Genomic DNA, 26,455 nt, shown 5'->3' with positions numbered 1-26,455 from the left:
TGCACACAGATGGAAGAGTTGTGTGCAAGTTTTTTTCTGGAGACAGGGCGGAGAAGGAGACATAGATAACAGATATGAAAGAACAGCTTCGTTCGATTCACCCACTGGCCTGGACGATTATTGCGGGTACTATATTTGGCAGGATGGCGACATCCATGAGTATCCCGTTTTTGTCCATTTATTTGACTACCCGCTTGGGGGTATCCCCTTTTCATACAGGGGTGATCGTATCGGTCAGTTCATTAGTTGGCATTTTTGCCAGCTTTTACGGTGGATATATTTCCGACCGGATCGGACGACGTAAAGTGATGCTGGTGTCCATCGCCAGTTGGGCACTTGTATTCGTGGCTTTTGCGTTGGCTGAAGCGCCCTGGGCCTTTTTCGTCATCAATGCTCTGAATGGACTGTGCAGATCCTTGTTCGAGCCAACCTCGCGGGCGCTGTTATCAGATGTAACTCCCAAGGAGAAAAGACTGCTCATCTACAATATGAGATATGCGGCGATTAATGTAGGTGTGGTGGCAGGGCCGTTGCTTGGTTTGATGTTAGGATCGGCATCCTCGGGTACACCGTTTATGGTAGCGGCTGGTGTGTACGCGTTGTACGGGGTGTTGCTGTTGATCCAATTTACTCGGTATGCATCAGATCTGCATTCAGGGACAACGGCGGGAGAGGCTCCACTGCGGATGGGAGAGGCGTTCCGCACAGCCAGCCGTGATCCGGTGTTTATGCCGATTTTGCTGGGGACGATATTTTGCGTCATGGGTTATGCTCATTCCAATTCCACGATGCCCCAATTCTTGTCCTTATCCTTCGAGGAAGGGACCCGGTGGTTTACATACATGCTTACAGTCAACGCGGTGTGCGTATTGGCTTTTCAATATCCGCTGGTACGGCTGGCAAGCCGTTTTTCCCCGGTAAATTCCTTGATTGCAGGAAATATATGTATTGCAGCCAGCCTGTTACTGTGCAGTATGTTAAATTCGGGCTGGATGTTCATACTGGATATGGTGCTGTTTACAGTGGGGGAAGTACTGCTGTTCACGATGCTGGATGTATTAATTGACCAAATTGCAGATGCTCAATATAAAGGGACCTATTTCGGTACGATTGGCTTTAATAATCTGGGTAGCGTGCTTGCTCCTTTGTTTGGCGGCTGGCTATTGGACATCTATGGTCAAACAGCGCCGCTTGCCGTTTTTGTTCCGGTTGCGCTGTCGGTCGTGATTGGCATTCCATTCCTACTGGTCGCACGCCGCCGTCTGGCGCAGCGTACAGCCCGGATCGCAGCTCAAGGAGGAGAGTCCGTAGAGCAACTGTCATCATAAAAAAGGGAGCTGAGTGCTGGATGAAGTCGGAAGAAGATGTGCTACGAATCATACAATATATGAATGATCCACAGGTGCTTGAAGACTTGCGCTATGTGCGAGAGCTGAGGCTGCCGCAGGGCTGTATTGCCGCAGGTTATGTACGTAATCGGGTGTGGGACAAGCTGCATGGTTATACAACTCCTACGCCTTTGAATGATATAGATGTTATTTATTTTGACCCGAAAAATACGCTGGAGGAACGGGACGAGCACCTTGAACTGTCCTTGAACCGCAAGCAGGCGGGACGCAACTGGTCTGTCAAAAATCAGGCGCGGATGCATTTTCGCAACGGGGCAGCTCCTTATGCTTCGGTAGAGGATGCGATGAGCCGCTGGCCGGAGACGGCTACAGCGGTAGCGGTTAGATTGAATGACGAGGATCAAATGGAAGTCGTTTGTCCGCATGGATTAAAGGATCTGCTGGATATGCGGGTACGCCAAAGTCCATTGTTCCGCCATACGACGGCTTTTCGTCAGCGTGTATTTGAGAAGCAGTGGCTGGATAACTGGCCGTTGCTTATTTTGGAGAACTAGAGTGTAATCCCCATTTCAGGTTATAAGGAGAGACGATGAACCATGTTTAAAAATATAAAAGCAGATTCGGATCGTGAGGAGGTTCTGGAGCTGCTAACCTACGCCGTGCTGGATCATCCTGAACGCGGAGAGGCAGCTTTACGTATTTACCAAGCTTCGGATGACTGGAAGCTGTTCGGTGTGGAAGATGAAGGACTTATTGTAGGTATTGTCGGATTTGAGGAGCAGGAGGATGGAACAACCGTAATCCGGCATCTGGCCGTGTTGCCCGAAAATCGTCATAGAGGATATGCCAGAGGTATGCTGCTTACGCTCATACAGGAGCGTAATCCGAAACGGCTTACTGTGGACACGGATGCGGAAGGGGTTGACTTTTTTCGCAACGTGGGCTTTGCCGTATACGGATCGGAGGACTTGTCCGAGGATGGGCAATTTCATTGTGTGTATGAAATGGACGAAGAATAAGCGAATCTCCGGGTCCCGCGTCTCTTTTTTTACATAAGATATGATATGTCTGGAATTGACATCATTCTCATGTAAAAGTTGATGTGCCTTTGATTGCAAAGGCATTAGCGGGGGAGTTGGGTTCCAATGGGTTACCACTACACGGCTATAGGAGATTCATTAACGACAGGTGCTGGGACGCTGCTGACTGGCGGATTTGTGCCTACCTATCGACGGATGGCGGAAAAACGTCTTCGTACTCCAGTCAGTTACGAGAATTTGGGGATCAACGGACTGACATCGCAGGAGCTGCTGGCGATGGTCCGCAACAATCCACTCTTTCGGTCGGCGTTGAGCCGGGCTGAACTCATAACGGTGACGATCGGCGGGAATGATCTGCGCCCATACGCCAGCGCTATTGCTGGAGGCTCCGGTTCGTCTGCGTCGTCCATTCCGCAAGCACTGAACCGCACGAAAGAACATGTACGCCAAATCGTACATGCCCTGTATCAGATAAAATACGGCCAGCGTGAGCCATTTATCATTCGAATGGTAGGGCTGTATAATCCTTTTCCGGGCGTGAGGGAGGCGGGGATATATGTACGCCAATATAACTCATTTCTCGCTACGCTGGGCGGTCCGAATTACCGGGTGGCGAACATTTACCCTGCGTTTGAGGGCTACGAACGGGAACTGCTCTCGCTGGATCGGGTGCACCCGAACAGCCGTGGCTATCGCGTCATTGCGGAGGAGCTGGATCGGCTTGGCTATGCGCCATTGCGGTGAGCGTAGAAGGGTATGTGCAACAGAAAAAAGAGGTCCATCATGGCAGTAGTATCTGACCATCGTGGACCTCTTTATCTTTAGCTGAATTGAACCGTTTAAACTTCCAAAATAGCTTTCAGCTTGGTACAGTCTTCCTGTAACTCGGGTAGCTGCTCCAAAAAAAGGAGGAGTGCTTTAACGTGGGCAGTTTCCACGTTTTGTTCGGACAGTTCGTCCTGTAGCCTGCTTAATATTTGTATATGTTCATTCTGGATGGCTGCATCTAATTCGATTTGTTTCAAGACTGCGTCCATATGTTGAAGCACATAGGCGATTTGTCTTCCTTTGGTCCAGATTTGATCAGAATCTTCATGGAATACGGAATCGTGGCCCCACATGATTTGATGTTGAACATCAGGGCTCAGCATTCCTTGTGCCAGCATATCCGTAATGCTGACGATAAATTCAGCCAGTGTTTGGTGCTCCGTCGAGGACAGTTCTGAATCGCTCATTCGGAAGGAATTAATAATGATACTTTTGATGACAAAATTGATATCGTGCGCATAGTCACGTATAGATTGTCCATAAGCATCAATTAAGAAATCAACCATCACGTTAGACAAATAATGTTCAACACGGTCAATGGCTTGTGCGATTTTTTCTTCCTTAGAACCGATTAAAGGGACGGAGTATATCAGCAAATGAACTTTATTCTTATAAATCCGGCCCAGCGCAATCAAATACAGTTGTCTCAACTTTTCACGGGAAGGTAGCTGGTGCTTCAAATAAAGTTCTTTAATATCTGCATCAAGAAGTTTTTCAATCAGGACGATTGTCCCCAGCAGCAACTCTTCTTTACTTTGAAAGTATTTATAAAAGGAAGCCTTCACCATCCCGCTTTCGCGGGCAATTTCATCCACCGAGGTGGCATCGTACCCTTTTTCAGAAAACAGGGAAAGGGCGGCATATATAATATCATCGCTCTTTATTTTTTTCATTGTACCCCCAATTTTTTGCTCTGTCTTTTTAATTTCCAGCGGGCAATAACCATATACAGGGACGGAACCACAAACATCGTAAGAATGGTCGAGTACATCAATCCAAACATAATGGTGTACGCCAGCGGTCTAAACATAAGTTCCCCAATAAGTGCAATTGGAATCAGACCGACAATGGCTGTCAGTGAAGTAAGCAATATGGGACGGAAACGCGCTTTGGTCGCTGCAACAACGGCCTCCTTCAGTTCGATCCCTTCACGTCTTGCATCCTCAATAAACTCAATCAGCACAATGCCATTACGTACGATAATACCTGCCAAGGTCATCAAGCCCAACACGCCCATAAAAGTAATCGGCGTATTTAGAATAAACAAGCCAAGAAATCCGCCTGCTGCTGCCATATACACGGTAGTCAATATGATGAGTGGAGTCGAGAAAGAATAAAATTGCAAAAAGATCAGCATGAAGATTAATAGTATGACGACAACATATAACCATCCTATTTCTGATAAAATGTCATTTTGTCCTGAAATCTCACCGCCAATTTCCCAAGTGTAGCCTGGAGGAAATTTAATGTCCTGCAATTTAAGCTTGACATCCTTCATGACTTCGGAAGCTGTACGCCCGTGAACTTCAGCTTCAACAGTAATCGAACGTTTTAAATTATAATGGTTAATTTTTTGTGTTGCAAAGGATGGCTTCAACTCAGCCAATTGAGATAAAGGGATTTGAACACCATTGGCATTGGTCACATTCAATTGCTGAAACAAAATTTCAGGATTTTGGTCGGTTTGGCTCAGCTTCAGCTTAATATTGATCAAATCTTTCCCCGTATCAAATCGGCTAAAGCTCACGCCATTACCCATTAACAAGAGTGTACGTGTCAGATCATTATTGCTTACCTGATATTGATCCATTGCTTGTTTGTTGATTTGGAAATCCAGCGTATAGCCTTCGTTTTCCATATTGTCTTGTATGTCTTGTGTTCCTCTGGTAGCCATAATGCCTTCTTTTAACTGCTGTGACAACGAACGCAACTGATCTACATCATTGCCTGAAATCCGAATGGAGATCGGCTTGCCGAGAGGCACCCCCACTTTGGCTATTTTCAAGGAAATGGATTGACCCGGATAACGATCCTTTAAGATGAAGGGCCATTTGTTTGCCATTTCATCGGGATCAAATGCACCTTCTTCCCCAACAATAGCAATCTGACCCACGGTTGTGCCTGTTTTGGCGTCAGCGGTCATATCTTGAAACAACGGGGGAGCATCGCCGCCAGCCGCATAGCTGATCGTTTCCACATGAGGTTGCTGCTTCACCCATTTGGCAATATCCTCGGTGACTCGCTTGGTTTCTTCTATAGAAGTACCTGTAGGCATACGCACATTAATGCTTAATTGCGGATCGTTGGTTCTGGGGAACAGGTCGATCGGAATCAGAGCAAGTACGCCGTACAGTGTGGTACTGATCAATAATCCTAATGAAGCATACAATCCAGGTCGCTTAATGACTTTGGGAATCAGCTTGCTGGCATATATGTTACGAAGAGCATCAATTTGTTTTCCCAGCAGTCCCGGCGACTTCATGGTGGAGTGGGGTGTTTTTTGACTTCGTTGTCCATACCATTCTCTAAAGATCGGGATGACGGTAAAGGACATGAGCATGGAAGCCAATAGCGTAAAGACAACAGCAAACGGTAAAGGTTTGATAAGGGAGCCTGCATCGCCTGACATAAAGAACAGTGGGGCAAAGGAGGCTACAGTTGCCAGGGTTGCTGTCAAAATAGAAATGGAAACTTCCTTTGTTCCTTTTAAAGCGGCTATCTTGGGACTCTCACCTAAGGTCAACATTCTGCGTTCAATATTATCATTAACCACCACAGCATCATCGACTAGAATCCCCATTACAATAATTAAGCCAATGACCGTAACCTGATTCAATGTTATTCCGAGCATAGGAAGAATAATAAAGCCTATGGCAATCGAAATGGGAATAGCCAGTGCCACAAAAGACGATGTAATCAGATTCAAGCCCAGTGTACATACGATCACAACCGCCGCAATGGCAAACAGCAATTCACGGGTCAACCCATGAAAAATATGATCAATCCGCTCGATCTGTGAAAATAACGTATTCAGTTGAAACGTATTAGGCAGATCTGGTTTTAACAACTGCATTTCTTTATTTACTTTGCTATAAATCGTGTCTACGTCAGAGCCGGTATTACCGTTAATCGTCAGTGTAATAGCTGGTTTACCGTTAAAAAAGGCCATATAGCTGCTGGTGTTATGTGTAAGCAATACGGTGCCCACATCACTGAGATACACAGGAGCGCCGCTGTCCGTTCTGGAAATAATGACTTTACTCAAATCCTGAGCATTCTTGGACTGCGTTACATTCATTCGGTACGTGCGTTCATCGTAATCCAGATTGCCTATCGGATATTGCTCATTTTCCTTCTGCACTGCACTCATGAGCTGTTCCCAACTGATATGGTACTGCTGGAGCTTTTGAGCATCAATCTGAATCTGAACCTCTTGATCCGGTAATCCCTTGATTGTTACTTCCGATACACCGGGAACGGTTTTTAATTGATCCTTCCACGATTTCACCATATCATTTAGCTGATACAATTGCTCTACAGAGTCCCCCGTGATGGCGTAGGAATGGATAAATACCTTATTCAAATCATCATTGACGACAGGCTTTTGAGCATCTGTGGGCAGAGAAGACTGGGCATCGTTCATTTTTTTGCGTAATGTATCCCAGACTTCTGCGGCATTGGCGTTGCCTTCTGTCTCAATGATAATCGTCGAAAGTCCATTTTCGGATGTAGAAGAAATCTTTTTAATATGACTGATTTCTTTCATTTTTTGTTCCAGAGGCTTCGTGACCGTTTGTTCTACCTTTTGGGGTGTAGCTCCAGGGTAGAGGGTCGTGACCACAGCGGTTTTCTTGATAATATCCGGTGTTTCCTGCCGGGGAAGTTGAGAGACACTATACAGCCCGGCAACAATCGACATGATAAAAATAAAGAGGGTCAGTTTTTTCTTTTTGATAAAATATGCAATCATTTGCTGGTTCCCTCCGTGATCTGAACGAGCAGCCCATTGTAGATCAGGTTTACTCCGGTGGTAACGATACGATCCCCGACATTCAGCCCCTTCGTAATTTCGAGCTTATTGTTGGACATCTGACCGACATTCACAACCGTCTTGACCGCCTTGTTGTTCACCACTTTATAGACAAAGGTATCTGTACCATTATTAATGACAGCCTTGGCTGGGAGCAAAATTTGCTCACTTTGGGTCAATTGGCGGCCTGCCTTTACGACTTGTCCTGGGGCCCAATCATGCTGGGTGTTAGGAATAATCACTTCCACGTTGATACTGCCCGTATTGGTGTTGGTGGCCGGATAAATTTTGCTGACCGTTCCTTCTCTGTTCTCATCGTACAGTTGAAGCTGGACGGTCTGACCTTGCTTCCAGTTTGTGATTTCATGGTCGGGAACAGGGAGCAGCACCTTGAGCCTGTTGATTTGTGCGATACGATATACCGGCTGTCCAGCGCTCGCCAATTGTCCGACGGTTGCTTTTTTCTCCAAAATAACGCCGGAAATCGGTGCCTTTAAAGCTGTCTTGGAGAGGGCGAGCTCAGCCTGCTTTTTAGCAATGATCGCCTGCTGATATGCCGCAGTAGAGTTATCCATGGAGGCTACGGCCTGTTCCTTCGCGGCGATGGCAGATTCTTTCCCGGCTTGGGCTTGCTGTAAACTGGATGCTGCCGATTGCCGATCTTCTAATGTTGCTCCCTCCTGGATTAAGGAGAGGGCTTCTTGTGCATCCTCAAGGTCCTTGGTGGCATTGGTCAAAGCGAGCTGCGCATTTTCATTATCGTTTTTGGTTGCAGCTCCCTGATCATATAAAAGCTTGGTGCGTTCAGCAGTAGCCTGTACTTTAGTCAAAGCGGACTGCGCTCTTAGCACTTTGGTGCGCACTTGTGCTTTTTCCTGCTCTCTGGCTCCTTTATTCACTTTGTTAACTCCGGCCTGAGCTGCTGCCTTTTGCGCATCGGCGGATTGGATGGAGGCATCTGCGCTTGAAATGGCGGCAGTTGCATTTTTCATGCCTGCTTGTGCTTCAAGAATAGTCGTATTCGCTTGCTCCAGTTGTAGCTGATAGCTGGATGGATCAAGCTTCGTTAATATCTGCCCTTGGGAAACGGAGTCTCCCACATTGACAACTGTGTCGCGTATCAGTCCGGATAACTCAAAAGATACAGAGGTATCCTCATAGGGCTGTAGTGTGCCTGAAAGGTCAAAAGACGCAGATAGCGGCTCTTTTTTAACGACCATCGCTTCCACCTTTTGGTTTTGTTGTTTTGCTGCTTCATGATCACTCGATCCTGTAGATGAGCAGGCTGAGGTGAACAGAAGAATGAATATAGCAGATATGTAGAGACTGTGTTTCAACAAGATGATCATCCTTCCTGATTTGAACTTTATAGTTTATATATAAACTCATTAGTTTATAAACGGATTATAGGGTCTGATCTGTGGCATGTCAATAACTGTTATGAAAAAACATTCCAAATTCAGGTATCAAAAAAGCCGATTCAGGCGAGTGAAGGTGCAGGGTGGACAAGCATAAAAACGACCTTTCTCAAAGGATGAGAAAGGTCGTTAAGAAAAAAATATAAGCTCGTCAGCCGATTAATTTACGGAATAAGCTGCGTACAGCCCACTTGCGCTCACTTCGTTTGCGGTATTTGGGCAGGGAGCGGTAGACCGCGATAGACTGGTTAAAAGCTGCCGTGGCTTCGTCTTTGCGTCCCAGCAAACGATACATCAAGCCTGTCAGATAATAGCCCTCGCTGGAAGAAGACTGAATCTCCTGAAATTGGTGTAGATAATGCAGCGCCTTGTTTACGTCACGTTCCTTGAAAGCTGCGGCCAAATGCAAATAAGGCTCACCGTATTGTACCCGCGGGTTAATGTCCAGTGCTTTCAGTAAATGCGGTTCTCCATCTTCGATGTGCCCCGTATGTACCTCAGCCGTTCCCCGTGCGTTCCAATAATCTGCGGAAACCTCATAGCGGGACTCGATGTCCAGCAGCAGCTCCAAAGCCTGATGATATTTCTTACTTTCGATCCAAATGCGAGCCACATCGAACTTGGCAGCCACATCGTTGGCATTTAAGGCAATCTGCTGACGCAGCCGCGCAGCATTGCGCCTTCTTTTCCATGGCTTGCTGATGCTGGGCAATACACCGATAAAGCTGCGATCCAATATATAGATCACAATCAGCAGTACGAGCAACGCCAGAAACGGATTGCCGAGCAAGCTCCATAATAGAGAGAAAATTAAAAATTTCCCGATCATTCTGCTCCCATCCTCCTGTACATGTAACTATCCATACTTTCCACATTATAGCATAGGGTCATCGCAAGGGTCATTAGTATGGTGAGGCTTGCAAGGAGTGTAAAACAGGCAGTGTGAAGTAGTGTGTTCATTTATGATGTTCGATGTACATTCTTACCAGAAAGGCAACTTTGGAACGGTGGTAGCTCTCTAACTTGGTAGGGTACTTGTACGTGCTTTTGAGATAACAGTGGGCACAAATGAATGCACCTTTGGACATAATGATAGAATCGGTCGAATGGCAGAGTACACAACGTTCAGGCTTATGCTTATGCTTATGCTTGTAAAAATGTTGCATGTTCAAAGTCTCCCCTCATATGTACGATAGGTTTCTATGAATCGTCCTGAATGCCAAGTAATTGGGATACTATTTTCCTGTGTCGTTTGGCTTTTCTTGTACCATGAATGAGATTCGACAGACGAGAAGGCGGAATTTGATACGTCTCACAAAACGTTTTCTGATCCAGTTTCCTTTCCACAAGCTTCTGCTTGATCGTCCATCCGAAGGGCGTTACAGGATGTTTTTTATTATTGTCCAACATGATTCACCTTCTCTATATTAAGGATTGAAAAATTAGTCTTGATTGGTTGCTAATTGGTTATTCAAAGCGTACCATGAGATAAAATAATTATCGAAAATAGATTTTCATTGAAAATTGCAACTTCATCGTGGGTATAATTGACATTATTTCTAGGTGCATTCTATAATCGGAATATTACGTAAAAAAGTAGGTTCTCTAAATGAAATTTTAAAATCATTACTGGAGGCGACATATTCATTGGAACAAGCCATTGTGATTCGTTCAGAAATACGAAAGTGTATGCAAGAAGAAGGCTTTACGCTAGGCGGTTTCTCGAAAGCAACAGAAATAAGGGGTAGCTACCTTAGTTTATTGCTCAATCACGATCCCCATAAATATCCTCTACCGATGCGACATTTTGATAGTATGATCCAGGCTTTAGGTAAACCAGAGGGATGGCTGTATGAGTGCTACGTGGATGAATGCTTTATTACAGGAAAGACGGATCGTCGTCGGGTGGAACCTTTTTTGCTGCGTTGTGCAGAGCTTGGGAAAACTGAATGTATAGAACGAGTATTATCTCGTTTAATGGAGAACCTAAATCAACTTTCTCTAGTGTTCGAAATTGCAGAGAAGGTACACGCAGCGGGAAATCAGCAGGGGGCGGTGCCGCTCTATGAGTGTGTGGCTGAACATGAGAAACACCAGCATTCCGAAACCTTGGCGATTAGCCAGTATCGGCTGTTTCGTGCCGCCTTGGGTCAAGACTTGCAGAAAAATAGATTTGCAGCCACACGTTTTGCACCTTTTCGTAAACGTTTGCCTGTAGAATATCAGTTGGATGGACTATTACAATTGGCTAACACATATTATACATTGAGTGACTGGAAACGACTGGGGGAATGTGCCGATGAATTAATCGCATTAGCTAAAGTTGTGTATCAAGAGCAGCATCAAAGAAAAACTAGTAAGCGGGAAAAAACTCTGTTGAATACAGAGCGGCATTTGGTACTGTATTACGGTAAAGGCTATCTAAGTAAAGCTACAGCATATGAAAAACAAGGGTTATATGCTGAATCTAAAAAATGCATTGAAGGTTACGCAGATTTGAGTTGGTTTGAAGGACTAGACGAAGTTGGAAAAAAAGAGGTACAAATGTTTCAAATATTCGCGGTAGCTAATTCGTATACCTTAGAAATACTTATGGGTCATAGCTATGTATTGTCCGAGTATACAAACTATTTAAGTATGCATAAACATGAGATATTATCAGGGTTAGCTACAATTTTAGAATCGGCAAATAAATATGGGTTTTCTGTAGATGAAACATTAGAAATGTTGTCCAAAGAGATATTGGAGTTCAAACAACGTGAGGATCTTCCCGGATTAGGGTGGCGATTGCGGTTTCATTATTATCTATATAAACCGCAATTAAGATTATAACCTGACCAACAGGCGATCAATCGTTTCCAACGGCCGCTTATTGATTCGCTTCATAAACTGGCCGACATGAAGCTTAATCTTGTAGAACTTTTCAAAAAAGACGTTATTGACTACGTCGGATTTAAGCCACAGCCATAGTCCCTCGACCGGATTCAGGTTGGGACTATAGGGCGGTAGAAAGACCAAATGAAGGCGCGGATGTTCTTTCAGAAAAGGTTGTAACCCGGTGGCATGATGAATCCGGCTGTTGTCCAGAATGATAGCCATTGTTCCATTAGGGTACGCCGACAGAAGATCCTGGAGGAAGCGAATAAAAGCGTCCACATCGGCCTTTTCTTCTTCACGGTGATGCACCTGTCCGGTTTCATAGTTAATCGCGGCGAATAACTTGGCTCCTTCATGCTTCCCATACGTTGGTACTTTACGCTGCTTGCCGCGCGGAAACCAGTTATATTGCAGCGCCTGATAGGAACGAATCATCGATTCGTCTTCAAACAGCAGATGATCGATTTCTTCGGCTTCCACCTGCTTTTTAAGCTGGGCGAAGGTGTGCTTACGGAAAACCGCTTGGGTCTCCTCATCAGCTTTGGCCAGTGTATAGGTTGCTTTAGTGAAGCTGAAGTTCATGCGTCTAAGCATGGCGCTGATTCCGCGCACACTCATCGTAACGCCAAACTTTTGCTTGATCCATTCCGCTACGAGCGGTAGGGTCCAGGTATAGCGAGCTTCAAAGCCTACATCGGCTGGCTGTTGCTGCTCCAGCATAGCGGCTAATTGGATGCGTTGCTCTTCCGTAAGCTTAGGCGGTTGTCCAGGGGAGTGTCCTATTTCCAGTCCGGTAAGGCCCTGCTCTTGGTAGCTCTGCCAATAGATACTGACGGTTTGACGCATGCGACCGAGTAGATCACCGATCTCCGAAAACGTGTGTCCTTCCAGACGAAGACGAACGGCCAGGTATCTTTCGTAAAGTCGTTTATCGGCTGTTTCTTTCATGGCTTTATTCAGTTGCTCGATTTCTTCGCTCTTCATTTTTATCGCCACCTTGGGTTTGATCTTTCTATTCATTACCCGATTAGGCGATGGGTGTGATGCTGTTGGTTTCTTAATTGCGGTTTATATAGCCATTTATTTTTTAGGTAAGGGTAAAATTGCTGAATGCATAGAGAATACTTTACAGAGTCTTGATTTATCGGTTATTATTAACAATAGTGGCGCATTTGCTCAGGCTGTCGCTTTATTTGAATTCTGTAGGGGGCAGGCCACAGATGCACATTTGAACAATTACAAGGGTTTACTGGAGGAGGTTAGAAAGCGTGAAAGGTTTAATCTCGGCTTTCATAACTATTAGCTTTGTTAGTGCTATTTTCTTTGGGAATGATCAAATCCTGATTAAACCTCCTACTACTGTGATTGAACCATTAGATCATGGTATGGATCATTGATCTAAACGTTTTTTTGGAGTCATAATTACTTTTACAACATAGACATTTTTAAATATCTAATTAGATTCAGCGCTTTTAATGTTTATTAGTACACAACCCACATAAACTACATAATTACATTTGACCCTTGCCACTTGCGACAGGGGTTTTCTGCTTTCTTATTATCATTTAATCGTAGCAACATGTTCGTTAAAGAGTGATTTTCTGTTAAAAGATACGAAAAGGTACTTTCGGCATGGGGAAAAAGGTTTATTCAAGCAATCACATTGAGCGATATAAAAGAGATATCAGGATAAAATACGGATATACGTCATTTAATTCTTCTGATAACATTGTGGATCGGCTACACTTAGTTGGACAATAAAAATGAGGGCTTGTAGAATGAACATATCATTCTAAGGAGCGGATCTCTACAATGCTAAAACAACGCAGAACGTTTACAGCAGAATTCAAGAAACAAATGGTAGGGCTCTATGAAAACGGGAAATCCCGAGCAGCTATTGTGGAGGAATATGGCCTCACAGCCTCGGCTTTGGATCGCTGGATTAAACAAGCTCAAACGACAGGCTCCTTCTCCGAGAAGGACAATCGCTCTGCCGAAGAAAATGAGCTGATCGCTTTGCGCAAATAAAATCAGCGTCTCAAAATGGAGAACGATATTTTAAAGCAAGCCGCGCTGATCATGGGACGAAAGTAGCTATCATCCAGAATAATCGTGATAAATACTCGGTATCAGCAATGTGCGACGTCCTGCAAATCGCAAGAAGCATGTTTTACTATGAAGCTAAAGTACAGACTCAGGACGATGAGGTGTCCGAAGCTGTGGTGGAGATTTTCCACAAGAACCGAAAGGCTTACGGTACACGAAAGATCAAAGTTAAGCTTCATGAACGCGGAATGGTTGTATCCAGACGATGGATCGGTCGGATTATGAAAGAGCAAGGATTGGTTTCAACGTACACCGTGGCACAATACAAGCCCCATAAAACGGCGTGTAACGAAGCGATGACGACCCATACACTGAACCGTGAGTTCACCCAAACGGAAGCCAAACGTTTCGTGGTCAGTGATCTGACCTATGTGAAAGTTCAGAACAAGTGGAACTACATTTGTGTGCTTGTCGATTTGTTTAATCGTGAAATCATTGGGCACAGTGCCGGACCTCATAAGGATGCTGCGCTAGCTTCCCGCGCCTTTGCGACGGTGAAGGGCGACTTGCGTCAGATTCAGTGGTTCCACACAGACCGTGGAAGTGAGTTTAAAAATCAAAATATGGACGAACTGTTGAGCACCTTCAGCATCGGCCGATCTCTAAGTATGAAGGGTTGTCCGTATGATAACGCCGTGGCTGAAGCCACGTTTAAGGTGATGAAAACCGAATTCGTGAACCAGATGGACTTCCAGAGTCTACGTCACCTGGAACTGGAGTTGTACAATTACGTCAACTGGTTTAACAAACATCGGATTCATGGAACCTTGGGGTACATGACCCCTATTCAGTATCGATATGCAGCCCTTAAAAAAGTTGTTTGATTTACTGCTGACAATCCAATATATCCCTTTTTATGTAGGAGCTTGAAAACTATTTTCTTTCAATAAAACTTCTGTAAGTCTTCCTTCATAAAATTGCTCGACATGAAATTTATTCGGTTGGGGCTCATAATTCATAAGGAATTTTACAACATCACCAGGCTTTACTGGGGTCGGTTTGGATCGGCTACACTCTTCTAGACAGGGGCTGTCCAAAGCATTTTTAATTATCTGATTGATTAGTTAGTTGCAAAAAACTCTGCTGACCTTAATAGGCTATCAGAGTTTTTTTGTTCATCGGTTACACCCTACTGGCTACATTGTTGGGGTGTTTTTATATTCACTTTTCATTGGATATCAAAATAAACAGTTGAAAAGCCGATATCATAATTACCAACGAATGAATACTTAGGAGGATTATTAATGAATTGGGGTTTTTGGATTCCTTTACTTGTAGTCGTGGGACTTATTCTTTCAGCAATGATAGGCGGTTCTCGGATTGCAAGCAATAATCGTAAACAACCGAAAATAGAACGTATAGGTGAGGTGGTTGATAAACGGGTAGATTGGACTGAAGGATCGTCTTCAAAAACATTCTATATAACCTGCGAGTTCGAAAACAATGAGCGCAAAGAAATTTCAGTTAGTGACGATAAATACGGCCTTTTTGTCGTAGGGGATAAAATCAAAGTTACAAGCCAAGGTACTTGGAACTGGACAGAACGCGTCATAACGTGAGGTGATTAGTATGAATCACACTTATAAGAAGCTTGAAACGAATATTGATTTTTTTGCGGCTGAATTGTCCCAAGAACGTGTACATGTTGTGTCGATTGAAGAGAAGCTGCGAGTGACGTTGAGATTATGGCGGCGTGGTTGAGAAGATCACGCTGGAGTCGATCAAGATTAACGGAAAGTATTTCATGAGAAATCAGTTTGATTTTAGAGTAGATGTAAAGAAGGACTCCAACGGTATGTAGCCGGAAAGAGTCCTTTTTAATACCCAATAAAAAATAAATATGCAAATATATGGATTAAATTTATAGATCAGCAAGTTTATGTTTAGACAATATAAGAGTGTTAATTTATCTTTATGGATATAGAAGATATTCATAGGGGGCTAATAATCATGTCAAAGAAATTTATGGCTACGGTTTTAACTTTTTTTCTAATTAGTATCATGTTACTACCGTCTGTAACACATGCAGCAACACCAAATAAAACAGTAAAAGGGATGCTTGGATTCTCACCTCCAGAAGGAACTACTGCAAAAGGCAGCAGTATTTATAGCAAATATGTAGCGGAAAATTCAATAGACGGAGACATCGGAACGTATTGGAATGCCAGTACATTCAAAGGGGATATTGAATTAATTTTTCCTAGCCCAATCGAAATGAATTTCGTTCATATTACCACTGCTGCTACGCCACCGAGAGCGATTTCATACACCATTTATGGACTAGAAGGTGGAAAGTGGGCGCCAATAAGTGAGCAAATAACTCATTCTTTAACTGCTACATATACAACGTCACAACCCGATAAGGTGAAGCTTGGAACCTATGATGGTATAAAAATTGATGCTAACGGAGGTTCGTCATGGTTAGCATTTAACGAGATAACTATTGGCATGGTGGAAGCAATTGATCTTAAGGGTCTGCCACAGAACTCATCTGCTAAATTAAGTTGGAATACAATCAAGGATGCTACTAATTATAAAATTAATTACGGTACACAACCTAATAAATATACAGATTCAATTTCTGTAGAAAAAGACGCGGCTGGTAACTATGTGATTCCTAATTTGATAAATGGAACAACTTATTATTTTCAAATAGTTGCTATTTTCAATGGTGTTGAGACATCGGTTTCCAATGAAGTGGCTGTTACACCAAATGAGCCTCAAACGACTGAGCCGACAACTCCGGACAATCCTTCTACGGGAGAGCCAAGTAAACCAAGCGAGCCTGGTACAACAAATCCAGGTGACCCATCAACTGGTGAGCCTACGAATCCTCAATCACCATCAGGCAACCGTGCTATTCTGGTAGTTACTATGACAACGGGTCTTGAGAAAGAATTTGATCTGAGCATGAAAGAGGTCAATGATTTCATTTCTTGGTATGAAGGCAAGCAGGCCGGAACTGGCAAAGCTTCATACGCCATTAATAAGCACGATAACAATAAAGGCCCATTCAGCAGCCGTAAGGACTACATGCTATTTGATCGTATCCTAACATTTGAAGTAAGTGAATACTCTAAATAAGATTAAATCCCCGCTAACCTTAACTGGTCGGCGGGGATTTTTGTTGAAGAATATAAGGAACAGTGTGTTGAAGAATCGTACAGGAAATTTAGGCTTTAACTGGTTCAGGTCTTTTTAATTGAAGAGGGGGAGGTATTAGCCAACCCTTTTCTTTGTTCATTTTTAGAATACGAACTCCCAAAGCAGTCTTAGTTAGATGATATTTTGCAAATAAAGCCCCGATGTCTTCTCTAATGGATTGACCCATAGCTTGGCTGCAAGATGTCAATCCCACAGAGGTATCTAATGCGATTTTAGCTGCAATTTCGGGATCAGTAAACCTTGCACCAGCCGGGATATCCTCAAGTTTCACAGGGGGTCTTTCAGGCATAATAGGGGCTGGGGCAATACCATTATCAGTAAGCATTGCGTCGCATTCTTGGATTTCCAGTTTAGCTTGATCAATAAGATCATCCAGTACTTTTTTGAGTTCTTTGTCTCCTGCGTGGTTTAAATATGCTTGGTAGAATGAAACGCTGCCTTTCGCTAACGCTGAAAACTGCCACACACTATAAATTTCTCCGTAATGCATGGGCTCGTCTTTTGGATTCCCGCTTAGGATACCCATTATAAAAACCACTCCTTGTTTATTTTAATGTTGTACAAATTTATGATTCCCAGTAGTTAAGATTTAATGTGAAGGTAAAAGCAATACTGTCATTACAAATAATGTATGTTGTTGCATTAATGATTTCAAGTTTTGGAGCGGTAATAGCATTTGCTAAATGCTGACCACTAACAATGGCGATAATGATAATTGGGGATGGCTTGGTTTATTGGGGTTAATTGGATTGGCAGGTTTAAGACGTCGCGACCATGAAAACGACAAAAAAAGATAATCGTAAATAACAACTCAAAAAACACCTTAAAAAATCTCTGCTGTCCTTAACTGGTCGGCGGATTTTTTTACTTTCAGAAATTACCACCCCGATATATTTGGGTTGACAGCACATTTGGACAGCAGTATGCTTGCTAGGGAAATATTGATGTCCTTGTTAGGTGAGGCTCCTATACGAACATAAGCCACTGCCCGGAAACATCGAAAGATGCCAATGGGTATAACAGGAATTGCCGGATTAAGGCTCTTCTTAATGTGGCTAAAGAACTTTGGTTCTTTTACGTCGTATAGTGCTAAAGCTCGACTTGGGGGAATCGGATATTTGCATGCCTTATCTTGCATGCAGAACGACGCCCCTTCAGTTGAGCTGAGGGGCGTTTTTATTTCAATGTGTTAGGTATTGGCAGTGACATGGTTCCAGTGTGATCAGTAAAATATGGAGCCAACAATATGATAATGGGAGAGGGGGTGAACCATTCTTATGAGTAGCCAAAGTTCGTCTGAACCGGATCCAGAACCAGTGAGTCTATTGGCAGTCGGGTTAAAACTAGATACCGTAATTGAGTATGGTTGCAACTCCTCTCCTACGGGGTAGTATTGGGCCTGACTGCCTTAAAACAAGGAGGCAGTCGACATGTCAAAAATGAATTTTTTTCAAAAAAAGCAGCAAAATAAAAGTGCTGCTCATATTCAAGGCTTTGATATTGAATTGAATCAGGAAAATACTCGTCGTATTGATCGGCTAGTCGATAGTTACGAAAATAGCATTCTTTCTCATTTAGATGAAGCGTACCAAAGAACGACAAGCTGGTCAGATCGTCTTGCAGATCGGATCGCATCATTCGGCGGTAGCTGGAGATTTATTACTTATTTCGCTATCTTTCTGACCATCTGGATACTCTTGAACAGCTTGCCGTTTACTCGCTTTCATTTCGATGAACCTCCATTTATCTTGTTGAACTTGTGTTTGTCCTTTATCGCAGCATTTCAGGCTCCGGTCATTATGATGAGTCAGAACCGCCAAACTGCAAGGGATAAGCATGAATCGATCATTGACTTCGCGATCAACTACAAAGCCGAACAAGAGATTGACGATATGCAAAGCCACCTTCATCGGATCGAAGGCGAACTGATTGAGATTAAAAAACTTTTACTTGTTCTAAAACAACCGAATGAATGAAGAACACAAATGACCCTTTGGATTATACGGAGGCCTCGTGGAAAAGTTGGATTGTGAACACTAAACTAGACAATTTTTTTGTGGTGCCTCTGCTTGAACTCAGCCGGACTCAAGTAATCCAGAGAACCGTGAATCCGCAATATGGTTAAACCAGTGTACATAGTCATGTAATTCTGTGGTTAGCTCAGCAAGACTTTCAAAATGACGTTTCTTCACAAACTCCGTTTTGAAAATTTTAAAAGTAGCTTCCGCAACGGCATTGTCATAGGGACAGCCTTTCATGCTCAAAGAACGCTCAATCTGAAAAGCCTTCAACGCATCGTCGATGAGCTTATTCTTGAACAGACATGTAATAAGGCGCTTCAATTTACATAACCCAATTCATTTTTGAATATAGTCTATCAGAACTGGGAATATATATCCAGATTAAAAAGTGTTCAACACCTGCAACTACTGAATAAAAGAATAAAGTAAATACCCTACTGGCATTAAGCTGGTAGGGTATTTTTTGTTTATAGATACAAATTTATTGTGAGTAACGAAAGCTGTCTCGCTGATTCGAGTTCCTGGATCTCATGAAACCATGTGGTGGACTTTAGAAGTTTATTGGTTATCGCCAAACCAAATGTTTTCAGTTCCTGTCCGAGTGTCCATCCAAACGGTTACAAGGCGGCCTGTTTGAGGAACAATGGAATTTCCAATGTAGTCTCCAATTAGAGGAAGGCCTGCGACACTAAACGAAGTTGTCGTAATGCGAGTGTTTGTAAATGTTACTCCGCCGTCCCTTGATGTAGCAAGTAAAACGTCAATATCAGGCGGATTTAATCGATTGGTATAATAGGAAATAAACACTGCTCCATCCGTTGGGGAAACGGTGATGGCCGGGAAAAAGTTCTGGGATCCCACCGGACTGTTTGTAATAGGCGTCGGCGTACCCCAATCTACGCCAAAATTAGTGGAAGTTGTCATAAAAATATCGGAATAACCTTGCCGAAAGTCTTGCCACACTGCATAAACATTTCCTTGGGACGTTGGTGCGTTTGAAATGTCCGCTGACATGGAGGGATACGTCAGACATCTGAATTGGTATCCTGGTAGTGGCGAAGGCGGAACAACGACCGGGGCAACCATGGTTTCCGTCTCGAATGTTGTTCCTCCGTCTAGTGATGTACGAGTATTAAGTTCGGAATTACCTGGAGGTTGGGTAATCCAACCCACGATGAGAATTCCATTTAATGTGATTGCAATTCCAGGGAATTCTTCAAATTCGGTGACTGAAGATAGGAGGCCTGGGCTAGAGTAAGTGTTTCCCCCATCTAGGGAACGATTGAGGAATATTGTATTTCCTGGTATAAATTGCGTGTTGTAATCGTGAGTATAACCTGTGTAAACATTTCCGAAAAATGGGCTGGACCCTGCCTTATCGGCGGTAACAACCACCTGATCGTCATTGACAAACTGTCCAAATCCCTGGTTCACAATGACTGGCGGTCCGAACGAAGATGCATTGTCGTTAGAGGTATAGGACACAATCGTTCCGCTGAGACCGTCCGAATCAAAGGCGTGAGCTGCCACAACGAACGAATTGGGGAAAAAATAATCAATATGAGGTGCCTCTATGCCAGCGAACCCGGTTGGTAAAGGGAGTAACGTCGTGCTCCATGTTGCGCCTGCATCGATTGACTTGTATAAGCCAATATTCGGCGGTCCTGCCCTAGAATCTACAGCCACCGTCACCATAACGGAGGGATTGAGCCAGTTTATCGCGATGGTTGGCTCAAACTGAACACTAGTACTTGGCGAGATTTGTACGTTTACCATAGTTGCCTCCCCTTTATATTAAGGAAACTGCGGTTACTTCAACTTATGGGTTAAGTTGGGCAATTTGAGTAAGTTCTTCTTGCAGCACCTTTTGATGTGGAATCACGTTTCCAGATGAATCCGTTCCGAATACCGTGATGACTGTATCTGTTGGAACCGTGCCAGTAACAAGAAATTGAACTTCGTAAGAAGTATTACCTGTGATATTGAAACTAAGAATTTGACTAGTATTCGCATTGATCGTCAGTGAATTGGAATAAACCAGTGACTTACTCACCAAGCTATTCCATACGTAGATGTGATAAACAACGTTAGATGAAAAACTAAGATTATCATTACTAATGTTTATTACAAGGTTCGATGCAGGGGTCGTTCCCGTATTCGTAATTATTCCAGTTGTTGAAGCCATGAGAACACTCACTCCTTCTCTAAATGTTTTAGTTAGTATATGAATTCCGGGTCCATGTTGTGTGGACAATGTTACTCTTTTCTTGTCTTAGTTTGGTCATATAGTAAAGCCGTTGGATCTTATTTCTTTCGTAATCAGTTTGAATTTAGAGTAGATGTAAAGAAGTGATCTGTGGGAACTTAGCTGAAGGAGCCCTTCTTGTGCGAATTACCGTTTAGTCTAGTCAATTTCTTTATTTATACATACTGTATACCGTATCTTATAAAAAGGAGGAGTTCATGTGAGTGAATGTGGACATGAGCATAAGGTAAAACATTTTGGTGCTTTCACATCGCCAGCTGCAATTTTGGTACTTTTTATCCTGTTGGTTATCATCACTAAAGCCTGTTGGATTTAATTTTTAAAGTATCGTGGCGGTAACGTCCAATCCTTGTTTCGGTATAAAAGGCTCTACTGGTATGTAACCGGTAGAGCCTTAGTAATGTTTACCTGTATGCCCTGTCCTCTGACGTATTTGAGCTTATATTTATGTTGTACTGCAAATAAAGGAGGTTCAAGCCAAGAGCGGATATGAAGGGTAATGTAGTTGCTAGATCAATCAAGCTTACAGGCCAGATCGACAGCTCAGAAATGAATGCTTCAGATATAAAGGCCAGTACAGTTACAGCAAGTACAATACGAGGTAGCAAGTTAATCGGCAATGAGATCGAGGGCGGTATCATTACAGGAGCCTTGTCCGAACTGCTATTCATTTATTCAGATAAGAATGATACTGCAACATACGAAAGAATACCTTCAAAGCAAATAGGTAATTAAAAATGAGAACGTGGCCCCAGCGAAGGAGGGAGCGTTCTTTTATTTTTGTTGAGCTAACGGGCAGTTTTCGCTAATCGATAAGTTAAAGAACGGGATATCTCACTTAAGAACGGTAAATCTGATTCCTTTCAAACAATCCCCAAACGCAAAGGCCATAAATTGCGTAATCAATTGCTTGTCATACCCCTTATTAAGGTCCTCCATATTGACTTGATCTTTTATGTTCCCTGCCACGATCTCCAGCATATGCTCCCGAAAAGCAGGGATTCCTTTATTCGAAAGCATGGAAGCGTAAAACGTATGGTTCTGCTCAAAGTATTGAAAAACAGGTAACAATGAATGGATAAAATTAACTTCCTCTTGGTTTGGATCGGTCGAGATGCAAATAGAAATCATTTTGCTCAAATGCTCATCGATGCATTTGTTAAGAAGATCGTATTTATCGTTGTAGTGAAAATAAATGGTTCCCCTATTAACATTCGCCCGATCCGCAATCTCATTAATAGTTATTTCTTCAAAATCCTTCTCCGAGATCAAACCGATAAATGCATTAAATATGGCTTCCTTCGTTTTTAGGATTCTTCGATCGATTTTAACTCCCATAATATAGCCCCCAGAAAAAGTGGTGCGATCGGGAAAATTTTGACTGAGGTAACAATTCAAAACGGAGATAACGTTACCCTGTATGTTAGAAATGCCGGGAAAATTGGACAGAAACATGAGAAGCTAAATGTTGTCGAGGGTCAATTATCTAATCAAGACTTGGTGGAACAAGCAATATCGAATGCTGATGTCGTCATTAGCACATTGGGACCCGCGCTCGATACGTCCAGAAAATTAAAAGGTACCCCTGTTGCGGATGGTCATGAGGTTATTGTTACACTTGCTACTTCAACCTTGAAATCTGATAAGGATCGGAATTTATGCACCATGCAGCTTCAAACCAATCCTTAATTCATCAGATGCCGATTGTATCCAACAATTAAGAAAGCCTCCGTTAGGGTAAAAAGTAGCTGATTAATAGAGGTCTAAAACTGAGGAGGTGTTCAAATGGCAGAAAGAAGTGAAGTAAGGCATTCCGCTCTACATCATGTCGGTATTACAACAGGTAAAATCGACGAAATGTTGTTGTGGTACAGTAAGGTGCTCGGAATGAAAATCAATTTCGAGAAAGTTAATCCGGCAGCTAACCTTCCGGGCGTTAAAGCAGCATGGGTGACGAACGATAAAGCAAACCACCGAATAGCGCTTAGGTCAATCGTTAGCACGTAAATTCGGCAAAAATGGATTTCAGATTGCCTTGATATCTCGAAACCAGAGTAAACTGGTTGATCTAGTATTGGAGTTAGAAGAACAGAACATCGCGGCAACTGGCTTTGCAGCTGATTTGTATAGTAAAGAACAGCTGGAGGGTGCTTTTGCAACAATCAAAGAGAAGTTTGGTTCAATTGATGTCGTGGAGTTTAGTCCAACGGTTGGCAACTATCCACCTACTCCAGCTTGGCAGGTAACAGACGAGAATGCCTTAGACATCTTTAACGGCTTTATGATTGGTGCAATTCGAACCGTCCAATCTGTCTTACCTGATATGATTAAGGAGGGCGAAGGCGCACTCTGTTTACGACGGGCCTATCTGCAATTTATCCGATGCAAATAATGGGGAACATTGGTATTGCTATGGCTGGTTTACGAAACTATTTGATCAATCTTCATGCCGATCTTGCGCCTAAAGGTATTTATGTCGGACATCTCTCTTTGGGGGTATTCACTAAGCAGGGAACGCAAACAGATCCTGACTACATTGCTGAGGCGTGGTTTGACATGTACACTAGACGAGACAAGGCCGAAGAAACTTTTCCGGTCGGTGTAACCCCAGAAACAATAGTATGGGATTTGAACTCAGTCTATTTTTTAACGAATAACGATAGTTCAATTCCACTGTAAATTCTTAAGAGAAACGTTCTATTATATATTTGTACCAGTCAATCCTGAGTCTAATGTGTAGCCTTATATTAAGGACTCCTAATAAGTATTTGAGGTAACTGGTGCAAGATTGTGGTTGGATAGCCTGATACAGTCAAACGCGCGTGCCAACCGATGCAGCGGTGTGGAAGCCAACTTAGATGAGCAATACCTTAAAAAAACGGATAGAAATTCTTCTGGAGTGGAAATCAGTGTTATTATGTCTTGCAGAAGGTGAACTGTCCCCCTTTGATAAATGGTCGCTGAAATAAACTTAGTCAGGAAGACCCTGAAGTTGAAACATATTGAAAAATATCAACAAGACAAATAACCAATCAATGAATGGGACGCTAGAGAAGTGCTTGAAAAGCTGACCGAGAGTAATAGGAGTATTGAGCTGAAAGAAAAGCTACTTGGTTAGTTATGGATTCTGAACGGAATAGGAACAAAACAATCCCCGCTAACCTTAGCTGGTCGGCGGGGAATTTTTTCGTCGAAGTAATTTCCGCTTAGCCTTGCCAAATTTATTGAATGACACATACGGTATACAGTATCTAAATAAAAGGAGGAATTCATGTGAGTGAATGTGTTGGAGGGGCTGAGCGTAGGGAAGAGCGTAGGGAAAACTGTTTTGGTGCTTTCACATCGCCAGCAGCAATTTTAGTACTCTTTATTCTGTTGGTTATCATCACTAAAGCTTGTTGGGTTTAATTTTTAAAGCAATGTCACGGTAATGCCCGATCATTGTTTCGGTATAAAAGGCTCTATCGGTATGTGATCGATAGAGCCTTTGTAATTATTACCTGTATGCCTGTACTCTGACGTATTTGTGCATATATTTATGCTGTACTACAAATAAAGGAGGTTCAAGCCATGGGTGGATATGAAGGTGGAGCAGGTTATGGTGGGTTTCATTCTATAGGTGCAATCTTGGTGTTGTTTATCCTGCTGGTAATTATATCAAAAGCATTTTGGGTATGATTTGACTAGGGGCTCTGCCGATGTGATACTGGCAGAGGCTTTTTTGTATCTTGAATAACGAGTGGGAGAAGCATGGTGGATGTATGATTAGTTTTGGGAGAATGCCTTTTATATCCTGGCGTATTCCTCCGCAAGAATAGAGTACAAATATGAATCATGAAATTCGCCTTTGTAATACCAGTGTTCACGCATCAGACCTTCACGTTGCATTCCGAGCTGTTGCATAACCATCTCAGAAGCCTTATTTTCTGGACGACATGTCGCATAAATACGGTTGACACCAAGTGTGCTAAATCCATCAGGATTCCATCGTTTTTCAGACAAACGGCTAGTTCGTAGTCTTGTCGTGGCTGTTCCTGCTGTGAAGCTAGAACTTGTTCTATATACGCCTTTGTATTTTCTTCTGTATTCGGTCCCCACCAGACCTTTTACCGCCTGAACGCAAACCGCAAGGGTGCGTCCGGCAAAAGGCAATTAGAAGATAATGAATGTGGTACTGGAATCCTCCTGTTATTGGCTATCTGGTTCATCCTAAAACAGCCTGCGCGCTGTGACGAAACGTTTTTGCCATTTATCGTCAAACGTGTCAAAATGAACGCCGCGTTCTTTGGAGAAGGTATGCAGCAATGTGTTGTTCCCTGCATAGATCGCCACATGGCCGATCCCCAGGCCGCGTGCGCTAAAGAACAGCAGGTCGCCTTTGCGCAGCTCGTTCAGCCCGACCTCCCGCCCTTCTTTAGCCTGATCGTAAGAGACACGGGGGAGGTCGATAGAGAGCGTATGCCGGAACACTTCCCCCACAAAAGAAGAACAATCAAAGGTCGATGTCTGTCCGGTTGCTGCGCCGAATTCATAAGGGGTACTGAGAAATTTCTCACCGTAGGCGATCAGTTCATCTCCCTGCCGTTCCGCCAGGGATGGGCTGGAATAGTCGCTGTATTTTGGTTTTGCCGATATGTATCCGGTCAGGTTGTCTTTAGTGCGCACTTCCAGCCAGAGAGCATTGACCTCGCGGATGACATGAACCTTTTCGTCGGCTGGAATAAGCCGCAGGGAAGGGGAAGCTACCGATGAATCCGGTTTGCTGCGCAGGTTGACCCCGGAAAGAACCGTTGTGAAAAAATCGTCCCTGGAGGCAATTCGGATCGTCCGGGTCAAGGCATCCCACTTTACTGTGCTCCCAAGTGCTTCGCTTACAAAACGTAGTGGAATCATCGTGTTGCCCTTAACCATCTGTCCGGGAACATTCAGGGATAGCGTATTGCCATTTAAGGTGGCAGCGAGTTCCCCGATGCGGTAGGTCAGCACCGTGTCGTTTTTGGTTGCCGTTACGGTTTTGCTGGATCCATCCCAGGAAAGCCTGGCTCCTTGCGCCTCAAACAACTGGCGCATGGGGATGAGCGTTGTCCCGTCTAGCTGCAGCGGCTGGGCGGCAAGCTGAAGCGGGCGGTCATCTACATAAACGGTTGTCACCGGAGTCGTCCGTACCGACTTTGCATACGACGGGTTTGCTTGGAGCAGTGATACCGCTAGCAGAGCTAGCAATGCTTTCTTGTTGATTGTCATGCTGTTATCACCTCATTGTGAATGTGTTCATCTAAGTTGTACGAGACTGCATCCGATTAGTTGTGTACCAAATATTGTATTCATTCGAAAAACAAAACAAACAAAAATAAA

The 26,455-nt window shown here is 43.5% G+C and carries 28 protein-coding genes, 2 pseudogenes and 1 riboswitch; of the genes and pseudogenes, 18 read left to right on the top strand and 12 right to left on the bottom strand.

From position 1 onward, the window contains the following. Positions 1 to 74: 74 nt before the first annotated feature. From ACQ4MX_RS04100 to ACQ4MX_RS04085, 4 genes are all read left to right on the top strand, one after another. Positions 75 to 1,328, top strand: coding sequence for an MDR family MFS transporter (locus ACQ4MX_RS04100; protein ID WP_431089488.1), 1,254 nt, complete (start codon positions 75 to 77; stop codon positions 1,326 to 1,328). Between the two features lie 20 nt (positions 1,329 to 1,348). Beyond that, positions 1,349 to 1,903 carry a nucleotidyltransferase family protein gene (locus ACQ4MX_RS04095; RefSeq protein ID WP_134910236.1) on the top strand — a complete coding sequence of 185 codons (555 nt, stop codon included), beginning with the start codon at positions 1,349 to 1,351 and terminating at the stop codon, positions 1,901 to 1,903. A gap of 42 nt (positions 1,904 to 1,945) precedes the next feature. Then, entirely contained in the window at positions 1,946 to 2,368 is a 423-nt protein-coding gene (locus tag ACQ4MX_RS04090; protein WP_431089487.1) for a GNAT family N-acetyltransferase, read from the top strand. A 126-nt stretch (positions 2,369 to 2,494) separates the two neighbouring features. Continuing rightward, the gene (locus ACQ4MX_RS04085) at positions 2,495 to 3,133 is read left to right on the top strand and encodes a GDSL-type esterase/lipase family protein (RefSeq protein ID WP_431089486.1); all 639 of its coding nucleotides are present in this window, start codon (positions 2,495 to 2,497) and stop codon (positions 3,131 to 3,133) included. Positions 3,134 to 3,228: 95 nt separating this feature from the next. Here ACQ4MX_RS04085 and ACQ4MX_RS04080 read toward each other — a convergent pair whose 3' ends face one another. From ACQ4MX_RS04080 to ACQ4MX_RS04060, 5 genes are all read right to left on the bottom strand, one after another. Beyond that, complete coding sequence (locus ACQ4MX_RS04080; RefSeq protein WP_431089485.1) at positions 3,229 to 4,110, bottom strand: TetR/AcrR family transcriptional regulator; 882 nt, start codon at positions 4,108 to 4,110, stop codon at positions 3,229 to 3,231. After that, the gene (locus ACQ4MX_RS04075) at positions 4,107 to 7,187 is read right to left on the bottom strand and encodes an efflux RND transporter permease subunit (RefSeq protein ID WP_431089484.1); all 3,081 of its coding nucleotides are present in this window, start codon (positions 7,185 to 7,187) and stop codon (positions 4,107 to 4,109) included. The genes ACQ4MX_RS04080 and ACQ4MX_RS04075 overlap by 4 nt, the downstream gene beginning before the upstream one ends. Next, on the bottom strand, positions 7,184 to 8,596 hold the full coding sequence (locus ACQ4MX_RS04070; RefSeq protein WP_431089483.1) for an efflux RND transporter periplasmic adaptor subunit: 1,413 nt from the start codon (positions 8,594 to 8,596) through the stop codon (positions 7,184 to 7,186). The genes ACQ4MX_RS04075 and ACQ4MX_RS04070 overlap by 4 nt, the downstream gene beginning before the upstream one ends. Before the next feature lie 220 nt (positions 8,597 to 8,816). Continuing rightward, the gene (locus ACQ4MX_RS04065) at positions 8,817 to 9,494 is read right to left on the bottom strand and encodes a hypothetical protein (RefSeq protein WP_431089482.1); all 678 of its coding nucleotides are present in this window, start codon (positions 9,492 to 9,494) and stop codon (positions 8,817 to 8,819) included. Positions 9,495 to 9,865: 371 nt separating this feature from the next. Next, positions 9,866 to 10,075 (bottom strand): XRE family transcriptional regulator, encoded by a 210-nt coding sequence (locus ACQ4MX_RS04060; protein ID WP_431089481.1) that lies wholly within the window; start codon positions 10,073 to 10,075, stop codon positions 9,866 to 9,868. A gap of 237 nt (positions 10,076 to 10,312) precedes the next feature. Between ACQ4MX_RS04060 and ACQ4MX_RS04055 the strand changes: the two genes are divergently transcribed. Continuing rightward, entirely contained in the window at positions 10,313 to 11,497 is a 1,185-nt protein-coding gene (locus ACQ4MX_RS04055) for a DNA-binding protein (RefSeq protein ID WP_431089480.1), read from the top strand. Here ACQ4MX_RS04055 and ACQ4MX_RS04050 read toward each other — a convergent pair. Beyond that, on the bottom strand, positions 11,492 to 12,526 hold the full coding sequence (locus ACQ4MX_RS04050; RefSeq protein WP_431085585.1) for an IS630 family transposase: 1,035 nt from the start codon (positions 12,524 to 12,526) through the stop codon (positions 11,492 to 11,494). The genes ACQ4MX_RS04055 and ACQ4MX_RS04050 overlap by 6 nt on opposite strands. 284 nt (positions 12,527 to 12,810) lie before the next feature. Between ACQ4MX_RS04050 and ACQ4MX_RS04045 the strand changes: the two genes are divergently transcribed. The 5 genes and pseudogenes from ACQ4MX_RS04045 to ACQ4MX_RS04025 all read left to right on the top strand — a co-directional run bounded on the left by ACQ4MX_RS04045 (position 12,811) and on the right by ACQ4MX_RS04025 (position 16,732). Continuing rightward, positions 12,811 to 12,939, top strand: a complete 129-nt coding sequence (locus ACQ4MX_RS04045) for a hypothetical protein (RefSeq protein ID WP_431089479.1) — start codon at positions 12,811 to 12,813, stop codon at positions 12,937 to 12,939. Positions 12,940 to 13,354: 415 nt separating this feature from the next. Then, positions 13,355 to 14,472 (top strand): annotated as a pseudogene (locus tag ACQ4MX_RS04040) (IS3 family transposase). Between the two features lie 420 nt (positions 14,473 to 14,892). Then, entirely contained in the window at positions 14,893 to 15,207 is a 315-nt protein-coding gene (locus tag ACQ4MX_RS04035; RefSeq protein ID WP_431089478.1) for a DUF2500 domain-containing protein, read from the top strand. Between the two features lie 10 nt (positions 15,208 to 15,217). Then, on the top strand, positions 15,218 to 15,349 hold the full coding sequence (locus tag ACQ4MX_RS04030) for a hypothetical protein (protein WP_431089477.1): 132 nt from the start codon (positions 15,218 to 15,220) through the stop codon (positions 15,347 to 15,349). Between the two features lie 249 nt (positions 15,350 to 15,598). Then, positions 15,599 to 16,732: a fibronectin type III domain-containing protein gene (locus ACQ4MX_RS04025; protein ID WP_431089476.1), complete on the top strand. Its 1,134-nt coding sequence runs from the start codon at positions 15,599 to 15,601 to the stop codon at positions 16,730 to 16,732. An 88-nt stretch (positions 16,733 to 16,820) separates the two neighbouring features. Here ACQ4MX_RS04025 and ACQ4MX_RS04020 read toward each other — a convergent pair whose 3' ends face one another. Continuing rightward, positions 16,821 to 17,339, bottom strand: a complete 519-nt coding sequence (locus tag ACQ4MX_RS04020) for a DUF3231 family protein (protein ID WP_044648487.1) — start codon at positions 17,337 to 17,339, stop codon at positions 16,821 to 16,823. Positions 17,340 to 17,496: 157 nt separating this feature from the next. Between ACQ4MX_RS04020 and ACQ4MX_RS04015 the strand changes: the two genes are divergently transcribed. Together ACQ4MX_RS04015 and ACQ4MX_RS04010 are read left to right on the top strand one after the other, a co-directional pair. Further along, a complete protein-coding gene (locus ACQ4MX_RS04015; RefSeq protein ID WP_431089475.1) occupies positions 17,497 to 17,610 on the top strand; it encodes a WGxxGxxG family protein in 114 nt (37 codons plus the stop codon). Between the two features lie 145 nt (positions 17,611 to 17,755). Continuing rightward, positions 17,756 to 17,928, top strand: a riboswitch (M-box (ykoK) riboswitch). Between the two features lie 315 nt (positions 17,929 to 18,243). Then, positions 18,244 to 18,789, top strand: coding sequence for a DUF1003 domain-containing protein (locus tag ACQ4MX_RS04010; protein WP_134910227.1), 546 nt, complete (start codon positions 18,244 to 18,246; stop codon positions 18,787 to 18,789). Between the two features lie 65 nt (positions 18,790 to 18,854). Here ACQ4MX_RS04010 and ACQ4MX_RS04005 read toward each other — a convergent pair. The 3 genes and pseudogenes from ACQ4MX_RS04005 to ACQ4MX_RS03995 all read right to left on the bottom strand — a co-directional run. Beyond that, positions 18,855 to 19,131: pseudogene (locus tag ACQ4MX_RS04005) on the bottom strand (transposase); the annotation flags it as partial. Between the two features lie 261 nt (positions 19,132 to 19,392). Further along, entirely contained in the window at positions 19,393 to 20,610 is a 1,218-nt protein-coding gene (locus tag ACQ4MX_RS04000; RefSeq protein WP_431089474.1) for a sialidase family protein, read from the bottom strand. Between the two features lie 43 nt (positions 20,611 to 20,653). Continuing rightward, positions 20,654 to 21,019, bottom strand: coding sequence for a hypothetical protein (locus tag ACQ4MX_RS03995; protein WP_354452682.1), 366 nt, complete (start codon positions 21,017 to 21,019; stop codon positions 20,654 to 20,656). Positions 21,020 to 21,589: 570 nt separating this feature from the next. Between ACQ4MX_RS03995 and ACQ4MX_RS03990 the strand changes: the two genes are divergently transcribed. After that, the gene (locus ACQ4MX_RS03990; protein ID WP_431089473.1) at positions 21,590 to 21,835 is read left to right on the top strand and encodes a hypothetical protein; all 246 of its coding nucleotides are present in this window, start codon (positions 21,590 to 21,592) and stop codon (positions 21,833 to 21,835) included. A gap of 99 nt (positions 21,836 to 21,934) precedes the next feature. Here ACQ4MX_RS03990 and ACQ4MX_RS03985 read toward each other — a convergent pair whose 3' ends face one another. Further along, positions 21,935 to 22,438: a TetR/AcrR family transcriptional regulator gene (locus tag ACQ4MX_RS03985; RefSeq protein ID WP_431089472.1), complete on the bottom strand. Its 504-nt coding sequence runs from the start codon at positions 22,436 to 22,438 to the stop codon at positions 21,935 to 21,937. On the opposite strand from ACQ4MX_RS03985, the gene ACQ4MX_RS03980 reads away from it, so the two are divergent. From ACQ4MX_RS03980 to ACQ4MX_RS03960, 5 genes are all read left to right on the top strand, one after another. Next, on the top strand, positions 22,421 to 22,789 hold the full coding sequence (locus tag ACQ4MX_RS03980) for an NAD(P)H-binding protein (RefSeq protein ID WP_431091248.1): 369 nt from the start codon (positions 22,421 to 22,423) through the stop codon (positions 22,787 to 22,789). The two genes, ACQ4MX_RS03985 and ACQ4MX_RS03980, sit on opposite strands and share 18 nt — an antisense overlap. A gap of 96 nt (positions 22,790 to 22,885) precedes the next feature. Next, the gene (locus ACQ4MX_RS03975; protein ID WP_431089471.1) at positions 22,886 to 23,107 is read left to right on the top strand and encodes a VOC family protein; all 222 of its coding nucleotides are present in this window, start codon (positions 22,886 to 22,888) and stop codon (positions 23,105 to 23,107) included. A 28-nt stretch (positions 23,108 to 23,135) separates the two neighbouring features. After that, complete coding sequence (locus ACQ4MX_RS03970) at positions 23,136 to 23,492, top strand: SDR family NAD(P)-dependent oxidoreductase (RefSeq protein WP_431089470.1); 357 nt, start codon at positions 23,136 to 23,138, stop codon at positions 23,490 to 23,492. Positions 23,493 to 23,512: 20 nt separating this feature from the next. Continuing rightward, complete coding sequence (locus ACQ4MX_RS03965) at positions 23,513 to 23,779, top strand: dehydrogenase (RefSeq protein WP_431089469.1); 267 nt, start codon at positions 23,513 to 23,515, stop codon at positions 23,777 to 23,779. Positions 23,780 to 24,670: 891 nt separating this feature from the next. Continuing rightward, complete coding sequence (locus ACQ4MX_RS03960; protein ID WP_431089468.1) at positions 24,671 to 24,778, top strand: YjcZ family sporulation protein; 108 nt, start codon at positions 24,671 to 24,673, stop codon at positions 24,776 to 24,778. A gap of 531 nt (positions 24,779 to 25,309) precedes the next feature. On the opposite strand, the gene ACQ4MX_RS03955 is transcribed toward ACQ4MX_RS03960, so the two are convergent. Then, complete coding sequence (locus ACQ4MX_RS03955) at positions 25,310 to 26,344, bottom strand: stalk domain-containing protein (protein ID WP_431089467.1); 1,035 nt, start codon at positions 26,342 to 26,344, stop codon at positions 25,310 to 25,312. Positions 26,345 to 26,455 lie beyond the last annotated feature (111 nt).

Source organism: Paenibacillus sp. 8b26, assembly GCF_050626875.1.
Classification (GTDB): domain Bacteria; phylum Bacillota; class Bacilli; order Paenibacillales; family Paenibacillaceae; genus Paenibacillus.
Note: the sequence above shows the minus strand (reverse complement) of the source record. Positions and strands in the feature narration are given on the sequence as shown.

Coding starts and splice junctions, on each gene's coding strand:
- ACQ4MX_RS04100 (WP_431089488.1), top strand. CDS start 75: ATGAAAGAACAGCTTCGTTCGATTCACCCACTGGCCTGGACGATTATT.
- ACQ4MX_RS04095 (WP_134910236.1), top strand. CDS start 1,349: ATGAAGTCGGAAGAAGATGTGCTACGAATCATACAATATATGAATGAT.
- ACQ4MX_RS04090 (WP_431089487.1), top strand. CDS start 1,946: ATGTTTAAAAATATAAAAGCAGATTCGGATCGTGAGGAGGTTCTGGAG.
- ACQ4MX_RS04085 (WP_431089486.1), top strand. CDS start 2,495: ATGGGTTACCACTACACGGCTATAGGAGATTCATTAACGACAGGTGCT.
- ACQ4MX_RS04080 (WP_431089485.1), bottom strand. CDS start 4,110: ATGAAAAAAATAAAGAGCGATGATATTATATATGCCGCCCTTTCCCTG.
- ACQ4MX_RS04075 (WP_431089484.1), bottom strand. CDS start 7,187: ATGATTGCATATTTTATCAAAAAGAAAAAACTGACCCTCTTTATTTTT.
- ACQ4MX_RS04070 (WP_431089483.1), bottom strand. CDS start 8,596: ATGATCATCTTGTTGAAACACAGTCTCTACATATCTGCTATATTCATT.
- ACQ4MX_RS04065 (WP_431089482.1), bottom strand. CDS start 9,494: ATGATCGGGAAATTTTTAATTTTCTCTCTATTATGGAGCTTGCTCGGC.
- ACQ4MX_RS04060 (WP_431089481.1), bottom strand. CDS start 10,075: ATGTTGGACAATAATAAAAAACATCCTGTAACGCCCTTCGGATGGACG.
- ACQ4MX_RS04050 (WP_431085585.1), bottom strand. CDS start 12,526: ATGAAGAGCGAAGAAATCGAGCAACTGAATAAAGCCATGAAAGAAACA.
- ACQ4MX_RS04035 (WP_431089478.1), top strand. CDS start 14,893: ATGAATTGGGGTTTTTGGATTCCTTTACTTGTAGTCGTGGGACTTATT.
- ACQ4MX_RS04030 (WP_431089477.1), top strand. CDS start 15,218: ATGAATCACACTTATAAGAAGCTTGAAACGAATATTGATTTTTTTGCG.
- ACQ4MX_RS04025 (WP_431089476.1), top strand. CDS start 15,599: ATGTCAAAGAAATTTATGGCTACGGTTTTAACTTTTTTTCTAATTAGT.
- ACQ4MX_RS04020 (WP_044648487.1), bottom strand. CDS start 17,339: ATGGGTATCCTAAGCGGGAATCCAAAAGACGAGCCCATGCATTACGGA.
- ACQ4MX_RS04015 (WP_431089475.1), top strand. CDS start 17,497: ATGCTGACCACTAACAATGGCGATAATGATAATTGGGGATGGCTTGGT.
- ACQ4MX_RS04010 (WP_134910227.1), top strand. CDS start 18,244: ATGTCAAAAATGAATTTTTTTCAAAAAAAGCAGCAAAATAAAAGTGCT.
- ACQ4MX_RS04000 (WP_431089474.1), bottom strand. CDS start 20,610: ATGGTAAACGTACAAATCTCGCCAAGTACTAGTGTTCAGTTTGAGCCA.
- ACQ4MX_RS03995 (WP_354452682.1), bottom strand. CDS start 21,019: ATGGCTTCAACAACTGGAATAATTACGAATACGGGAACGACCCCTGCA.
- ACQ4MX_RS03990 (WP_431089473.1), top strand. CDS start 21,590: ATGAAGGGTAATGTAGTTGCTAGATCAATCAAGCTTACAGGCCAGATC.
- ACQ4MX_RS03985 (WP_431089472.1), bottom strand. CDS start 22,438: ATGGGAGTTAAAATCGATCGAAGAATCCTAAAAACGAAGGAAGCCATA.
- ACQ4MX_RS03975 (WP_431089471.1), top strand. CDS start 22,886: ATGGCAGAAAGAAGTGAAGTAAGGCATTCCGCTCTACATCATGTCGGT.
- ACQ4MX_RS03965 (WP_431089469.1), top strand. CDS start 23,513: ATGGCTGGTTTACGAAACTATTTGATCAATCTTCATGCCGATCTTGCG.
- ACQ4MX_RS03960 (WP_431089468.1), top strand. CDS start 24,671: ATGGGTGGATATGAAGGTGGAGCAGGTTATGGTGGGTTTCATTCTATA.
- ACQ4MX_RS03955 (WP_431089467.1), bottom strand. CDS start 26,344: ATGACAATCAACAAGAAAGCATTGCTAGCTCTGCTAGCGGTATCACTG.